The sequence below is a fragment of the Streptococcus mitis genome, assembly GCF_005844455.1.
GTDB lineage: Bacteria > Bacillota > Bacilli > Lactobacillales > Streptococcaceae > Streptococcus > Streptococcus mitis_BF.
The window spans coordinates 16,105-30,159 of record NZ_SPGF01000010.1 but is presented as its reverse complement, the minus strand read 5'-3'; the positions used below and the strand labels follow the sequence as shown (position 1 = coordinate 30,159).

General features: G+C 38.3%; 26 protein-coding genes. 2 read left to right on the top strand and 24 right to left on the bottom strand.

Annotated elements, in window-relative coordinates:
- Positions 1 to 33: 33 nt before the first annotated feature.
- The 6 genes from FGQ53_RS03375 to FGQ53_RS03345 all read right to left on the bottom strand — a co-directional run bounded on the left by FGQ53_RS03375 (position 34) and on the right by FGQ53_RS03345 (position 5,566).
- The gene (locus FGQ53_RS03375; RefSeq protein WP_138335769.1) at positions 34 to 708 is read right to left on the bottom strand and encodes a head maturation protease, ClpP-related; all 675 of its coding nucleotides are present in this window, start codon (positions 706 to 708) and stop codon (positions 34 to 36) included.
- The gene (locus FGQ53_RS03370; protein ID WP_138335767.1) at positions 665 to 1,894 is read right to left on the bottom strand and encodes a phage portal protein; all 1,230 of its coding nucleotides are present in this window, start codon (positions 1,892 to 1,894) and stop codon (positions 665 to 667) included. Before FGQ53_RS03370 ends, FGQ53_RS03375 begins: the two co-directional genes overlap by 44 nt.
- A 59-nt stretch (positions 1,895 to 1,953) precedes the next feature.
- Positions 1,954 to 2,595, bottom strand: a complete 642-nt coding sequence (locus FGQ53_RS03365; protein WP_138335765.1) for a DUF4352 domain-containing protein — start codon at positions 2,593 to 2,595, stop codon at positions 1,954 to 1,956.
- Between the two features lie 205 nt (positions 2,596 to 2,800).
- Positions 2,801 to 4,516: a terminase large subunit gene (locus FGQ53_RS03355; RefSeq protein ID WP_138335761.1), complete on the bottom strand. Its 1,716-nt coding sequence runs from the start codon at positions 4,514 to 4,516 to the stop codon at positions 2,801 to 2,803.
- 11 nt (positions 4,517 to 4,527) lie between these two features.
- Entirely contained in the window at positions 4,528 to 4,995 is a 468-nt protein-coding gene (locus tag FGQ53_RS03350) for a phage terminase small subunit P27 family (protein ID WP_138335759.1), read from the bottom strand.
- Between the two features lie 235 nt (positions 4,996 to 5,230).
- Positions 5,231 to 5,566: an HNH endonuclease gene (locus tag FGQ53_RS03345; protein ID WP_138335757.1), complete on the bottom strand. Its 336-nt coding sequence runs from the start codon at positions 5,564 to 5,566 to the stop codon at positions 5,231 to 5,233.
- Positions 5,567 to 5,665: 99 nt separating this feature from the next.
- Here FGQ53_RS03345 and FGQ53_RS03340 point away from each other — a divergent pair, with 99 nt between their 5' ends.
- Positions 5,666 to 5,851: a type II toxin-antitoxin system HicA family toxin gene (locus FGQ53_RS03340; protein ID WP_138335755.1), complete on the top strand. Its 186-nt coding sequence runs from the start codon at positions 5,666 to 5,668 to the stop codon at positions 5,849 to 5,851.
- 52 nt (positions 5,852 to 5,903) lie between these two features.
- Entirely contained in the window at positions 5,904 to 6,281 is a 378-nt protein-coding gene (locus FGQ53_RS03335) for a type II toxin-antitoxin system HicB family antitoxin (RefSeq protein WP_138335753.1), read from the top strand.
- Positions 6,282 to 6,746: 465 nt separating this feature from the next.
- Here FGQ53_RS03335 and FGQ53_RS03330 read toward each other — a convergent pair whose 3' ends face one another.
- The 18 genes from FGQ53_RS03330 to FGQ53_RS03250 all read right to left on the bottom strand — a co-directional run bounded on the left by FGQ53_RS03330 (position 6,747) and on the right by FGQ53_RS03250 (position 14,046).
- Entirely contained in the window at positions 6,747 to 7,169 is a 423-nt protein-coding gene (locus FGQ53_RS03330) for a DUF1492 domain-containing protein (protein WP_138335751.1), read from the bottom strand.
- Between the two features lie 74 nt (positions 7,170 to 7,243).
- Positions 7,244 to 7,492 (bottom strand): hypothetical protein, encoded by a 249-nt coding sequence (locus FGQ53_RS03325; protein WP_138335749.1) that lies wholly within the window; start codon positions 7,490 to 7,492, stop codon positions 7,244 to 7,246.
- Positions 7,489 to 7,887 carry a YopX family protein gene (locus tag FGQ53_RS03320; protein WP_138335747.1) on the bottom strand — a complete coding sequence of 133 codons (399 nt, stop codon included), beginning with the start codon at positions 7,885 to 7,887 and terminating at the stop codon, positions 7,489 to 7,491. Before FGQ53_RS03320 ends, FGQ53_RS03325 begins: the two co-directional genes overlap by 4 nt.
- A gap of 30 nt (positions 7,888 to 7,917) precedes the next feature.
- Positions 7,918 to 8,466 (bottom strand): hypothetical protein, encoded by a 549-nt coding sequence (locus FGQ53_RS03315; RefSeq protein WP_138335745.1) that lies wholly within the window; start codon positions 8,464 to 8,466, stop codon positions 7,918 to 7,920.
- Positions 8,466 to 8,792: a hypothetical protein gene (locus FGQ53_RS03310; protein WP_138335743.1), complete on the bottom strand. Its 327-nt coding sequence runs from the start codon at positions 8,790 to 8,792 to the stop codon at positions 8,466 to 8,468. Before FGQ53_RS03310 ends, FGQ53_RS03315 begins: the two co-directional genes overlap by 1 nt.
- Entirely contained in the window at positions 8,789 to 9,049 is a 261-nt protein-coding gene (locus FGQ53_RS03305; RefSeq protein ID WP_138335741.1) for a DUF1372 family protein, read from the bottom strand. Before FGQ53_RS03305 ends, FGQ53_RS03310 begins: the two co-directional genes overlap by 4 nt.
- Before the next feature lie 9 nt (positions 9,050 to 9,058).
- Positions 9,059 to 9,754, bottom strand: coding sequence for a DNA-methyltransferase (locus FGQ53_RS03300; protein ID WP_138335739.1), 696 nt, complete (start codon positions 9,752 to 9,754; stop codon positions 9,059 to 9,061).
- A gap of 166 nt (positions 9,755 to 9,920) precedes the next feature.
- Positions 9,921 to 10,094, bottom strand: coding sequence for a hypothetical protein (locus tag FGQ53_RS11720; RefSeq protein ID WP_171019067.1), 174 nt, complete (start codon positions 10,092 to 10,094; stop codon positions 9,921 to 9,923).
- Positions 10,091 to 10,279, bottom strand: a complete 189-nt coding sequence (locus FGQ53_RS03295) for a topoisomerase (protein WP_138335737.1) — start codon at positions 10,277 to 10,279, stop codon at positions 10,091 to 10,093. Before FGQ53_RS03295 ends, FGQ53_RS11720 begins: the two co-directional genes overlap by 4 nt.
- A complete protein-coding gene (locus FGQ53_RS03290) occupies positions 10,279 to 10,566 on the bottom strand; it encodes a hypothetical protein (RefSeq protein ID WP_138335735.1) in 288 nt (95 codons plus the stop codon). Before FGQ53_RS03290 ends, FGQ53_RS03295 begins: the two co-directional genes overlap by 1 nt.
- Entirely contained in the window at positions 10,566 to 10,823 is a 258-nt protein-coding gene (locus FGQ53_RS03285; RefSeq protein WP_138335733.1) for a hypothetical protein, read from the bottom strand. Before FGQ53_RS03285 ends, FGQ53_RS03290 begins: the two co-directional genes overlap by 1 nt.
- Positions 10,823 to 11,326: a DUF1642 domain-containing protein gene (locus FGQ53_RS03280; protein WP_138335731.1), complete on the bottom strand. Its 504-nt coding sequence runs from the start codon at positions 11,324 to 11,326 to the stop codon at positions 10,823 to 10,825. Before FGQ53_RS03280 ends, FGQ53_RS03285 begins: the two co-directional genes overlap by 1 nt.
- On the bottom strand, positions 11,304 to 11,753 hold the full coding sequence (locus tag FGQ53_RS03275; protein WP_138335729.1) for a RusA family crossover junction endodeoxyribonuclease: 450 nt from the start codon (positions 11,751 to 11,753) through the stop codon (positions 11,304 to 11,306). The genes FGQ53_RS03280 and FGQ53_RS03275 overlap by 23 nt, the downstream gene beginning before the upstream one ends.
- Positions 11,750 to 12,079, bottom strand: a complete 330-nt coding sequence (locus tag FGQ53_RS03270) for a hypothetical protein (protein WP_138335727.1) — start codon at positions 12,077 to 12,079, stop codon at positions 11,750 to 11,752. The genes FGQ53_RS03275 and FGQ53_RS03270 overlap by 4 nt, the downstream gene beginning before the upstream one ends.
- Positions 12,069 to 12,869, bottom strand: coding sequence for a DNA methyltransferase (locus FGQ53_RS03265; protein ID WP_138335725.1), 801 nt, complete (start codon positions 12,867 to 12,869; stop codon positions 12,069 to 12,071). The genes FGQ53_RS03270 and FGQ53_RS03265 overlap by 11 nt, the downstream gene beginning before the upstream one ends.
- 9 nt (positions 12,870 to 12,878) lie before the next feature.
- Positions 12,879 to 13,301, bottom strand: a complete 423-nt coding sequence (gene ssb / locus FGQ53_RS03260; protein ID WP_138335723.1) for a single-stranded DNA-binding protein — start codon at positions 13,299 to 13,301, stop codon at positions 12,879 to 12,881.
- Between the two features lie 93 nt (positions 13,302 to 13,394).
- Positions 13,395 to 13,730 (bottom strand): sporulation protein Cse60, encoded by a 336-nt coding sequence (locus FGQ53_RS03255; protein ID WP_138335721.1) that lies wholly within the window; start codon positions 13,728 to 13,730, stop codon positions 13,395 to 13,397.
- Positions 13,723 to 14,046 carry a hypothetical protein gene (locus FGQ53_RS03250; RefSeq protein ID WP_138335719.1) on the bottom strand — a complete coding sequence of 108 codons (324 nt, stop codon included), beginning with the start codon at positions 14,044 to 14,046 and terminating at the stop codon, positions 13,723 to 13,725. Before FGQ53_RS03250 ends, FGQ53_RS03255 begins: the two co-directional genes overlap by 8 nt.
- Positions 14,047 to 14,055 lie beyond the last annotated feature (9 nt).

Genomic DNA, 14,055 nt, shown 5'->3' with positions numbered 1-14,055 from the left:
TTTTTTTCTCCTTTTGGGTACAAAAAAGAGAGCCTAGAGCCCTCTGAGTAATTCTTCTTTTTCAATTTCTCGTAGCATATTTTGGATTTCAGACTTACGCTTGCTACGGTTAGCGTAAAAGTCATCAATAACTGCTTGTGGTAACAATCCATTTTCTAGGCTCGCTACTGCACCAATATCATCAAAGGTCATCACTTCATCAGCAAATCCTTTTTCAACTGCTTCACTAGCTGACATGAAGGTTTCATTCTTCATCATATTCAGAATTTCTTCTTCACTCAATCCAGTTTTAGCCGCATAGGCATTCACGATAGCCTGGTCGCTAGATTTCAGTGCATTAGAAGCTTTGTCTAAGTCATCACTATTACCAGATACATAACCATACAGCGCTTTGTGAATCATAATCTGAGCCGTTGGACTGATAAGCACTTTGTCAGCTCCCATGATTGCAACACTAGCAGCGCTTGCTGCCATTCCTGTTACTTCAACAGTCACGCTCCCTGGATAGCTTTTTAAGGCTGTGTAGATTTCACTCCCAACAGTTACAAGACCACCGTTGGAATTAACTTCCAAAACGATATCGCTTTTGTCATCTGGAAAAGAATCCGTGATAGCTTTAGCACTGACTGCTTCCAAACCAAAGTAGTCGTAAGCTTCTTGACTATTATTCGGAATCAGTGGACCTTTCATCTTGATTCTCTTTGGCATCCCTTGTCTCACCTCCTTTCATTGCTTGATATTCTTCTTTCTTATCTAAGAAGACATAGTTCAAACTTGACTGGTAACGGTCCATGTTTGGATCAGTAGAACGTTCCTTACCAAGTTCAATCAAGGCTTGGTTAGGTGTCAAGATTTGGTTGTTTACAAGTTTTACAATCTCATCTACGTTTCTACCAGTCACGCTACGAGTATCAAAATCAACACGATACTTCCTACGCTCTTCATCATCAAACACTTTCAAGACTAACTCACTAGTGATTGCATCAAAATAGAACGGAAGGTCGTTGGTAACGTAGTCTTCCGTCAATTGAGCGACAGATTGGTTAGGACTGTTTACCCCCAATTTAAAACTAGGCACTCGTAAAGCTTTGGCAATCTGAGCTGTCGAAAAGTTGTTAGATGTAATTAACTGCAAGACATTCGTATCAATTTCAAGTGGTGTATATTCCTGTGTATCGTCAAATACCAAAGGACTGCCACCAGTTGAACCTTCACGCATCTTTTCAAAGTCTATACGAGCCTTTTGCCTAGCTTCGCCATTCAACTGAGCGCCTTTTAGTTTGATAATTCCACTTGAGAAACCATCTCTAAAGAATTTAATCAAGGTGTTCAGACCGCCATTTTGCAAGCTGATTTCATCACCTAAAGACAACAGCGGAGACCTACCAAGAATAGTATCATGGCTAAAGAATTTCCAATGGATGACATCTTCTGATTTACATACAATTTCCTTACCATTCAGACGGTCACGGAAAGTATAAATCAATTCATGGTTATTGGTTTCTTCAACAGTCGTTTCAGACGGCCTAAAGAATCGAAACTCTAGAGGCTTACCACTGATTGGATCACGTAGAATACGAGAGAATGAATTGCCAGTCAAGATTGTATTGACGGTCATTGCAAATTTCCATTGCCTTGCTGATGTATTGCTTGCGGATTTAACATTCAGTAGATAGTTCATATCTTCATCTTGTTCGATATTCCCCATTAAATCCTTTTTCAATAATGGAAACCGAGCAACATCTCCAGCTATGATAGATACTGCAGTCAAGACATCACTGTTTTTTAAAGCAGATATACCAGTATATTCAGGACTTGAATTACCAGAGATGACTGAAGAGATATAATCGTCATAAGATAATTTTGACGAACCTAAAGATTGAAAAAAAGTCATTTATTTTCTCACCTCCTTTCTGTTTTTGAGCATAAAAAAAGCACCGATTGGTGCTTCTTCTATTCTTTCCATAAACTATCTCCATAGGATATAGTGTAAGGACCTTCGTTTTTGACAGTATAATACAAAGTAACACTAGCTTTCATTCCAGCTGCTAATGATTGAGGAATGTTGTTATAGTATGTCTTTGAATTGAAATCGCCTATTTCTGATTTTGAATCATATACATTAAACGATTGAAAATTAACTCTCAGAGGGCTATCTTTTGTGTTTTCTAAAGTTACATCAATAGCTATCTTTTTATAACCCGATTTCACATCATTCATCTCTACATCAGATGCATCATACACTTTATCAACGGTCGCTTTTGAACCATCACTAAACTTACCGCTATCTCCGAGTTTTAGATTGTTTTTAGTTTTAGTTGACGGTGTATTGGCAGATTCGGCTTTACCAGAAGATAAATCCGAAGAGGACGATGGTGTTGTAGAAGATGACGTATTCTGTTCACTATTAGTCACATTATAATAAATGTCTTTATCCTTAGCACTATAGTATACATTATGCTTAGCAAGTGCGTTTTCTATTTCAATAATATCAGATGCAACTCCAAAAAGTAAAATCGATAAGATAAGCGAGAGCAATCCAAATCCAATCGAAGTCCAAAACAGTGGTTGCTTATAAACTGGTTTCTTTGTCATATTAGACACCTCCTAAATTTAATTTATTTTATCAAATTTTAGAGGAGTTTTCAATGTTATTTCGTATTATCGATATATAAAGCAAGCAAGCATAGAATAATACCTGTAGAGATATACCCATATACTTCCCCTATCAAAAAAATACCGTAAATGAAGAAAGATAATCCAGCTAATAGCAATATTGTGTGAATATGGTTCAATAATCTCAAAATAGCGAACCTCCTTCCAAAATTTTCTCGTTCGTCCAATAACCACTTCCATCAAATGGTTCCAAGTAACAAGCAGCATACGCATCTAAAAGAGCGTCCAGAGGGTCGATTTTATTGCTATTTTTATTCTTATCAATCCTCATACCGTTATTATCGACTCTAGTATATGCGTTGTTTATCGCCATTGTCAGCAACTGGTTTCCACTATGCTTTATCTTCCCTAAACGAACATCATCACGGAATTGCTTAGTAGGCATATTCAATACCATTGTCGTTTGTGGTATCTGGACTAGTGGCCATTCTGGGTGTCGTTTCTCTATCATGGTTAATAGCGAACCAAATTGATAAGGGTCAAAGTATATACCTTGTAATTCCCAATCATTCTCATAGACCATTTCCTCGATTTTCTCAAGTACACGTTCATCATCGATGACCCCACTTTCAAGCGTGGTTATCTCACACTCACCCATCCTTTCCAGGTTGGTATAAGAAACACCGTCTCTCTTCTCTTTTGCTATCAAGCCATATTTAGTGGCCACAAAAGAAAAGCTATCCGCATACCAATAATCATCCATCATGACCATAGGAGAAATAGAGAATAAGTCGCTAGACCTACCAACATCGACACCCAACCAAACTCTACGCTTTCTAGTATCAGGAACTTCAATCTTAGCTTTTGCCCAGCTTTCTTTATCCATGTATGATTCCTCTGATGATTGACGCCACATATTGAAATTTTTAATTAAAACTTCATTGACCGCCCCAGTCTCAAGTGATGTTTTGCGACGTTTCCGTAAATAATCCATCATCTTATCTCGTAGAGCCTCAACTTCAAGGATTGGATTGGATTTTATCCAGTTGGCTTCGTCTGCAATTTCTTCTTCATTATCTTGTTCGGCGATAAAAGCAAAGTAGCCATCATCTATCACATCTCCATCTAAAATCTTCTCGATATATGGATATTCGATAGTGTGCATCGGAGCGTTCAGGTTCATTCCAGCTGTTGAGATAATCAAAATCAAAGGGTTATCCAACTGACCTTGACCAGATTCGAGAAGTTCAATCATCTCATTGGTTTTTGATGCTGCGAACTCATCTAAAATACCAACATACGGTTCAAACCCATCGACTGCCCCAGTTTCACGACTTAACGCTCGCACATAGCTTTCGTCGTTTAAATTCCTGAGTTCATCACGAACTATCTTCGTAGCCTTCCTGATATCCTCATCCTGAGCCCTAAGAGCGTCTAACTGCTTACGAATCATATCATAGGCTATACGAGCCTGAGAACGGTCATTTGCTGTACAAAACAGCTGACGGCTCATTGCAGGGTTCCGACCAAATAAAAACTCGTACAGGGCAATCCCTGCAACGAGAATAGTCTTTCCGTTCTTTCTGGCCAAACTGATTAAGGCTTTTTTAAATCTCCTTATCGATGTATCGGACTTTTTCCGCCATCCGTACAAACTCGACAAGATGAATTTTTGAAAATCAGCCAACGGATAAGGCTTTCCTGTCTTAACATCAGGTAGCATTTCGATAAAATCAATAGGATTTTTAGCTTTGTCAGGTAAATAAATATATGGAAAGTCTTCGTCATCCATACGCTCCAAGTCCCTCAAGTGACGCTTACAAGCTCTTAAAACCTTTTTACTAGCTATTATTTCACCATTTACTACTTTTAAAGCATATTGATAAGCTACATCTTCCACATAATCACCTCCTAACTACCAAATTTATCAAAAATACTCTCTTTCTTTTCTTCAACTTGTGGAACATATAATTTCATACGACTATCCACCGTCAAACCTAACTGCGATGCTGCTTTTATTAAGTTAGTTGTCGCACGTTCCAAACTATACAACATTTTATTAGGTAGGACTTTACCATTATCTGTTTCAACCACATATCCCTCTTTCTGCAATCCACGAGATATTTCTTTGTAGACTGCATACCAAGTGCAGTAGCTCTCTAAAACGGCTCTGTCTAGATTTCTTAGGGGTAGCTTTCGCAGATCGTTAATGACTCGTTTGTACTCAGCTTTAGCAATCGGATCAAAGTGTTTTGGCGGTGTTAATTGCAAAGCATCCAAACCGTCAGAAGCCTTGTCCTGTATACTTTTACGAGCGATTTTCTCTTCTTTAGTCATGTGCTTTTTGTTGCTTTCGACAACCTTCATTTTCCGTCCCATTTCTTCCTCCTTTACACATAATTTTACAGCTATCATAGTTTTAAAAAGGGAATTTTTTGCACAGAAGAGGGCGGCGTTCCTATTCCCGAACATTATACAGCCCCGTTTAAAAATAAAGGGGGTATTTCCGTATAAAACAGAGCGTATTGTTTGTTGATTATCTAGTATAATCTTCACTTTCTTCCGTCTTCTGACATTCAAAATCTGCTTGATTTACATATAATTGACAACGAATTTACAAAGAATACTTCTCTTTGATTGCTTTCTTATCATTACATTTCTTGCAACTAGCTTGTAGGTTGTTCCTATCTAACCTCTTAGACCAATCCTGCTTTACGCTGATGATGTGATCAGTCATTGTCGCTTCATCTCCACACATCGCACAAACATAATCAGACTCAAGCAACACTTGCTTACTTGTTCGCTTCCAGATAGATGAATTATAAAACCTCTTAACATCCTTATCATACTTCCAACGAGTGCGATTGTACTCAGTATATTCTTCGTTGCGTTGATCATAGTCTACTGAGGTTCTTCTCCCTCCAAGTATTGTAAGTTTTTGTGGTTTCATCTTTCTCTTTCTAAAAAACGGTGTACTTTATGCGCATTTATCCTTGACATCTATCTTTGTTTTGTGTATAATATAAGTATAGAAAGTGAGGTAAAGCAAATGCCGATGACGCCTAAACAAATGGTTAAGTTGTTAAAGAAGAACGGTTTTTACAAAGTGTCTCAACGTGGAAGTCACATAAAAATGCGAGACGGTAAAGGACACCAAACAACAGTTCCAATGCACAACAAAGACATAGACAAAGGTACCGAAGATGCTATCTTGAAACAAGCGGGTTTGAAATAATCTGCTTGTCTCTTGACTTGCTTTACCTCCAAACATAAGAAAGGAATGCATTATGTTACTCTACCCTGCTATTTTTAAACACGGCGATACAGCCATCACTGTTACTTTCCCAGATATTCCTGAAGCTATTACGCAAGGAAAAGATATGAACGAAGCCTATCAAATGGCTATTGAGGTTCTTGGATTTGTTCTTGAGGACTATCAAGAATATCCTCGAGCAAGTTCTACTTCTCAAGTTCAGGCTGACAACCCAGACGCAGAGGTCGCTTTGATTAGTATTGATATGAATGCCTATCTACGTAAGTATCACTCCAAAAAAGTTCGTAAGAATGTGACTATCCCTGAATGGTTGAATAACCTTGCAGAAAAAAGGAAGCTCAATTTTTCTCAGGTTCTCACCGAGGCCCTCGAATCTAAACTTCAAGTTTAAGAGTTGCTCTTGCAGCTCTTTTTTTATTTCAACAATCAAAAAAGCCACACGATGTGTGACCTTCTTACAAGGCGACTACTACCTTGCGTGTTAATTAGAAATCAATTTTCTGATTTATTTTTTGTAGTCTTTACAACCTCTAGCGGAATCAAACCGCCTAGCTTATAACTTACCTAGGATATAAGTAGCTACGCAACCATGCGAGGTTCAGTCGCTTCTGCAACCATTTTTAAGTTAATGAGTAATATGTGAATGCTAAGCCTACTGCCTACCCCATTCTGGGACACAAACACTCAAAGGAGAGGGGAGGGGTCGAACCTCCAAGGCCATCACAGCCCCCTGGCATTACAGGTAACCATCTACCAATTCTGAGACCTCTCTTTTCAATTCTTGATACTACCATTCTATCAGAATTACAAAACTGTGCTAACAAGTATCATTTTTTCCCGTACAGTTTTGTAAAGTTCAATTTAGTTCCATTCTCTCCAAAACCTCATTCAGTTCAGAGATGGCCATATTCCGCCAAGTATAGAAAGTTGTTCTGCTGATTTCCATTTTGTCACAAATATCATCAACATACATCTTAGTAATGTAAGTCATTCTAAGGACGGACCTACTTTTTGGATTTTTAAGCCTATTGATCATTCTACCTAATTCAATTTTCCTATTAATAACTTCCTTGGCATCTTGCTCTATAGCCTCTTTCATCACGACAAGCTGAGTATAGACATCATCAACTTTTCTAGTCTGTCCACCTTGGACTTTAACATCTGACCACTTCGGACTTGAGAGCAAACCAGCCTCAAGTTCTTTGATTTCATCTATACGGCTTTGAATGTCCATATCCAGATCCTGCAACTCTTTCAAGAGCTCTTTAGCCTTGTTCACTCTCTATCTCCTTTGTGATATAATAATATTATTGAGATTATTGCTGAGGCAGAGAGTGCCTTGGCTTTTTTGTATTAGTAACGGTTCAGGATTTTTAACACTTGCCCGAGTTTCAACTGTACCGTAATTTGTTTTTCTTCGTAAGCAAAGAATTTAGGGATTCTTAGATGAATTACCGTTTCATTTGGTCCTACCCATTCAAACGTTTCAATATTGTTAATGAATTTGCTATCAATGGCGATATTGCCAAGTTGTATAAACCTTGGCAGGCCAGTCCTGGTCAATCCTTGTCTTCCTGAATACGGGTATCTTTTTGGTCTCATTTCTGCTCCTCCAAAAGCTCCGGGTTTTCATAGATGTTGCCGACGATTTCTTCATGCTCAGTCCACGCATATCCTTCTCTCAATCCTTTGAGGTATACAGCTGGCATTCCTCCAAAATACGTACCACCATATTCTTTTTCTATATAGACTTCGTGAAGGCACCCTCTTGTGCATTTGATAATATCTCCGATAAAGACCTCCTTGCCATTTTTATCCAAAAGGCCTGTTGATTGCATGATAGAGTCATAATCATCAAAATGTAACCAATCTTGTCTCTCCTCAATCCAAATGATAGGACAAGTCCAGTTTTCGTCATCTGTATCACAATTGCCTACCATGACCTTATAATTCATTTCGTTTCGCTCTTTATCCCAAGCTCTAAATTTTGGTTTCATAATCTCACCTCATTATCTTTGTATTCATCCTCAAAATTGTCCTATTTCTCTCAGTTCTGCATAGTCATTTAAAATTCCTCGTAACTCTTCTGGTTCTACTTGAAACTCTTTGAACCAACTGCCATTAGGCGATATATGCATCTGCTTCATATCTACAAAATCCATTGGAATCAAGAGGCAATAAGGACTGTCAATACCTGCTCCTTGTTCTCTTTCCAAAAATGCAACTATGAAATCCTGCTCACCTTTACACCTAATCCCCCAATGATTTGACTTTCCGCCTGAATATAACGAACTATATTTCACATCAATCGTCATATTTTTAAAAACAAAATCATAGACAGGATTATTTTTCTTGAAAAGCGCATTGGCATCAACAGCATCCGGTACTAGAGTCTGAAACAACTGTTCTGCTTGTCCACCTAACTTAGCACCTTTACTGCCGAATTGGATTTTATCAGCAATCTTCAAGACACCAGCTTTACGTAATTTGATATGGGCAACGTGCATTGGTAGACCACTCAAGCGTACAGCTGTTCTAAAATCTCCATGCTCCAAATATAAATCTACAATATCCACTACAACTCCTTTAAAATATTTTCAACATATCCAGTCTGCAAGCCATGTCCCTTCCAGATTTTGAAAATCATATCTGAAAAAGTCGGATTGTTAAAACTATTCAAATCATGTATGACTTGAAAAGCCGTATATGCCTTAAAATTCTCTAAATAAAACCAGATACTTTTAAAAGTTTTAAAAGTCGCTTGCCAGTAGATAAATAGAGCATCATCTACCACATAAGCGTCTGCACGTTTAAAATGCATCGTGTCCAGTTTGATACGTTCGTCTGGTTTCAAACCTTTCAAAATCGCTGGTCGTTTCGGTAATTCAACAGCAATCTTCACAACATTATTTCATCCCCAACTCTAATCTTTTCATACTGCTCCTTAGTAACCACGAACACCCCGTAATCACGAATTGTGACAGTATACAACTTCCCATGTCGTCCTTTTTCCACGACCTTACCGAATATCTCAGCGCCTTGATTATCTGCTTTGTAGACAACCATCGGCTTCTTCTCTTCCAAATCTCGAATCCTGTCCATCTGCCAGATATTCAATCCAGCAGAGACCAGAATCCAGATAGCTATGAATCGTTTCAATACTCCACCTCATACCTCATCAAATAAACTTAATTGAGCGTTGTGGTTTTTTATCCGCTCCTCTGCTATATCAAAATAATAGTCATCTATTTCAGTTCCTATAAAATGCCTATCTAGCTCTAACGCTGCCAGCGCTGTCGTTCCACTTCCCATAAATCCATCAAATACAATATCTCCAATGTTTGAGTGTTTTATAATGCACCTTTTTATCAATTCGATAGGTTTTTGATTTTGATGGAGTAGTTTATCTGAGCTGACTCGCTTGAAATCCCAAACATCTGTTAGGCGCTCGCCATTAAATTTCTTTCGTCCTTTGTTCGCCAGTATTATCATTTCGTACTGCTTTCCAAATTGCGCTTCCAAATCGCCTGCAGTGTGATTATTTTTTCTCCAAATAATAATATTTTTTACCGTGAAATATTTCTCAATTTCTTTTTTAAAAAAATCAACTTTATCAAATGAACAAAATATATAAATAGCCGTATCATCTTTTAAAATTCGATAACACGCTTTTATATACTCTTTTATCAATTCAGGATTGTTATCATTTTCAATAACGTTTGAAAATTTATGTTTTTCTTTCCTCCGATTTGTTTTGTAATTTATCAAATAAGGCGGGTCTGTTACGATTAAATCAATTTTATTATCAGGGATTGTTGCCATAAATTCTAAGACATCTTTTTTTATAATTTTATCTACTTCCACTGGCTATACCTCCTAAATATGAATCGTTTCATGCTACACCCTTTCTCCTGTTATTTGATTTTCTAAAACCCTAAGCTTAAAGCAACCATTGTAACTTGTATGAAATACTGTGATTTCTTCAGCCCATTGACTTCGTGTGTAAGGGTATCTGTTTGGTCGTTTCATATTACCACCTCATATATAAATATTTCGTATCAATATCCTGTTCTAAAATACACTCTTTCAACGACTTTAAAACTTCTAAAGCATCGCTAACCGTTCCCCATCTATTTTCAGGTTCATCTATGCAAATATAATCTCCACTCTCTATTTTCGCTAAGATTTCCAAATCATAACTCATCTACCTGACTCCTCTGCATTATCCTGCAACCATACTAGGCATTGATATAGATCCCTTGCTTGCCTTTTGATGTTGCTAAATGATTGACTGCTCAATTTATCATCATTTTGTAAGACTTCCATCTTGAGATTAAAAATAGCAGCAGACAATTCTTTTTCTTTTTTTAAATTTTCACTACATGACATCACTCCACCTCCTCAAAATAACTATGAAATTTACTTAAATTGATAATAGCAACCTCTTCAACAAAATGTTTTTCAATGTCAAAGTTTGGATCGTTTTTCCCAAACTCTTTCTTTATGGCTTTTTCAGCAAGCAAAGGTAAAGCGAATATACTTGCTCCATTTCTTAAGGCAAGCGTTTGACCGTGTTTGTTTACTACTCGATAACCTACATCAAACGGTCTGATTTTCGCAGGGATTTTTATGCGTTTGTTTTCAGTTTTTATTGCTTCTTCAAGTGTTTGTACCATCACTCCACCTCATTTCTCAATTCAAAATCAATTCCATACATAAGCAAATGGCTTTGAAAATCAACAAATTCTTCAACCGCTTCAGCTTCTTGAAAGTCGTAATTCTCGACTGAAACTAAGAAATCATCAATATCATTTCTTTGGACACTTCCGTATTCTGTCTTTGTATGCTCCATAGCTGTTTCATAGCCATCTACATCAATTGTGTAGCGTATTCTGCCACTCGAAAAATCATATTTATAATTCTTGATAATCATCACTCCACCTCCTCAACTTCCACTCCTTCACAATCGAACACCCAGCCGAAGCCTGCGTCTTCTAGTTGTTTTCGGGTGTGTTCTGAACGAAATTTTTTATCTAGTTTTATATTCGTTAACGTCCAAGTGTCAAGGTGCTTAATCAAGGTTAAGTAACTATATGATTCTTCAATCCATTTAAACCTTACATAATACCGCTTCTCTTCCTCGACCTCGTAGCCGTCAAGCCAAGCTCGAGCTACTAAATCAAATGGTTGTTCTTGCATAAACCATTTCCCGACTTCATCGTTCGTGAAATTAAATTCGAAGAAGTCTCCCACGTCTTTACAGGCTTTTCTAGCTTCCTCAATCCAATCCGCCACAAACTGCGGAACTTCGACCGGTTTCGGTTCGTCTAGTTGTTCCAAGTCTTGTAGAAAAATTTGACGGGCTAATTCTGCTCCTTCAGCATCCCATACACCCTCAAGTTTTTTATACTTCTCAATTAATCGCTGTACATTCATCTTCCAACTCCTTTATTTCCTCAATTTCTACTTCAATTCTAGGCTTCAGGCTGTAGAACTTGCCTACATCATGCAGAGCTATCTGACCGTCGTCCTGGAATACGATCCCTGACATGCTGTCATATAGCGCTTTTTCATAATTATCAATGTCAGGCTTCTTGTCTACTGGAATAACTTCATCCAGTAACGCTTGCTGGTTCTTCTTGACTTTAGAAATATACTGAGGCGGTTTGATATAAAATCTAACCTTTGACCTCAAAGCTCCCTCAAGAACAGGCTGGCCCATGTACTGATTAGCAATCAGCAACTGGCAGTTATTGCGCCAGGATTTCATATCCTTGTCTTCATAAGTCGTGGTAAAACTCCCACGCCTTGCAAATCTTGGCCGTGATTGAGGTTTAGGCTCAATGTTTAGGGTCAATTTCATTCAAGAGCCCCCTTAAATCCTGCCATCTCAAAGAGATTTTCTCTGTTTTCATTTACGAACTCAAAGAATTTCTTAACCTCTTGTAGTGTCTTGATGTTGCTCTTGACTCGTGTTAATGAGGTGAAAAATACATCATTTTTGGGAATTGCCTGAACTTTGCACTTGTAGACTGGTTCAAAAAGGTCACCATTCTCATCTAGTGTGGGTGCGGCGTCTTTGTTATCAAAGCTAATGCTCATATCATAGTTTAGGGTCGTAACGACCTCTATTTTTTGTTTCTCAATGATGATAGCAATACGTTCTGTCACATTGATTTTACTTGCCATGTTCTTTCTCCTGTAAAAATTCATTGTAAACCTTAGTAAAAATCTCTATTACTAGGTTTTGTGGAATGTTTGACCGTTCGTTATATGACTTAGAGAATTTTCCCCACTCTACTTCTGGCTTAATAATGTCATTTTTAAGACCCAAATCAAGATTACTAGCAAACTTTGTAGGTTTCTGCAAAGGGTAGTCATAATTGTTGTAGCGTGTGAGGTTGAGGTGTGGGAGTTTGAAATCCATAACATCCTCAATGTATTCCCACAAGCGCCCACTTGCTGGGTTCTCTATGATGAAATATTTAGGGTTATACCGCTTGATGATCTCAATGGTATTGAAAGCGCAAAGCTCCCCATTTACCCTTTTCATAAATTGACGGTCATACTGATAATTTATATAGACTTTCTCATAGTCAGAGGCGTTCCTGATGGTAAACATGCTAGGCTCCCTTTGTGGAGCAAAGAGGCTATCTGAGAGGTCTTCTTGTTTCCAGCAAGCGTTACCCTCGCACATGGCACTAGCATTACTCCAGCTTTCACATGGTGGGCTAGCTATTATCAAATCAGGCTTTGGCAACTTGTCAAGCGTATCAAAGAGCGTGTTGTCTCCAAATAATCGCCCATAGTCAGCAAGGTTCAAATTTATAAAATGATCGTTCTTGTTTTCTATGTCTATTCCGATTGGATAGATGTCAATATTCGCCCCCCCCGAACTATTCAGGGCTTTCACGCCTTTTGTATAGCTACCATTCCCACTGTCAAACAATGCCCAAACGGTCATTTTTTTATCTGACATTTATACCTCCTAAAACGGTAAGCCGTCATCTGGTAGGTCAAATGGGTTAGGATTGGCAAAAGGTGAGCTGTTTCCATTTTGGAAAGTGTTGCCTTGACCTTGAGACTGCTGACTGTTGCGACTCTCTAGTAGAGCGACACTCTCAGCTACTACCTCGGTCACATATCGACGCTGACCATCTTTCTCGTAACTTCTGACTTGTATACGTCCAATGATCCCGATAAGTGAACCCTTGCTGCAATACTGAGCAATGACGTCAGCTGTGCCTCTCCACGCTTGAAAATTGATAAAATCAGCCTCACGATCTCCATTTTCATTCTTGAAATTGCGATTGACTGCAAGCGTGCCCTGCAATCTAGATACATTGTTAGGCGTTTTTCGTAGATCAGGAGGTGCTACAAGCCTCCCAACCAGTGTAACGTTGTTAATCATCTGACTTATCCCCTCTAGCGCTACGCTCTCCCAAGAGATAGCCTAAAAACATCCATAGGATAGCTATTCCAATCTCTTTGATAAAATCATTCATTATTTCTCTCCTTTGCATTCATAACATACATTTTGGCCTACATCTTTTGCCTTGATTATTGATAAGCTGCCACATTTCTCACAGCTGATTATAAAACCTAAACCATTTGAATTGATACTGCTTATATTGTTCTCTGAGGGAACTTTGTAAATAATCAAGGCGGATGTGTGCCAATATTCAGCACTTACTCCACTGTCAGCGACAGCAGACACATTTGATTGAAATTTGATGTCAATCAACTTAATGCCTGGATTTTCGGCAAGCCAGCTATTTATTTGATTATCAATCGCCTCATCATGTGGATAATCACATGAAAGAAACACGGTTTTAATCATATTCCCCTCCTGGATTGTGCCACCAGACAATCAGGTCATCCTGATTGTCTCTGATGTACTGCTCAAATCTTTCAAAGTGGTACATAGCATGTTTTAAGCGCTGCATACCCTCTCCAGCTTTTGAGCAAAAACCGCAAACTTTAAAGACAGGCTCAATCATGTCAATAATTTCTACGACTTGGCCATCAAGGTTCCAGACGCTATCCTCTCCCACCTTAAAATCTAGGATAAACTCATCCCCTAGGTTGTGGATAACCTGTAATCTCTTGCCGTCCGAGTAGATGGCTACGCTGTCAGATATTTCTCTAATGTCCATGGTTTCATC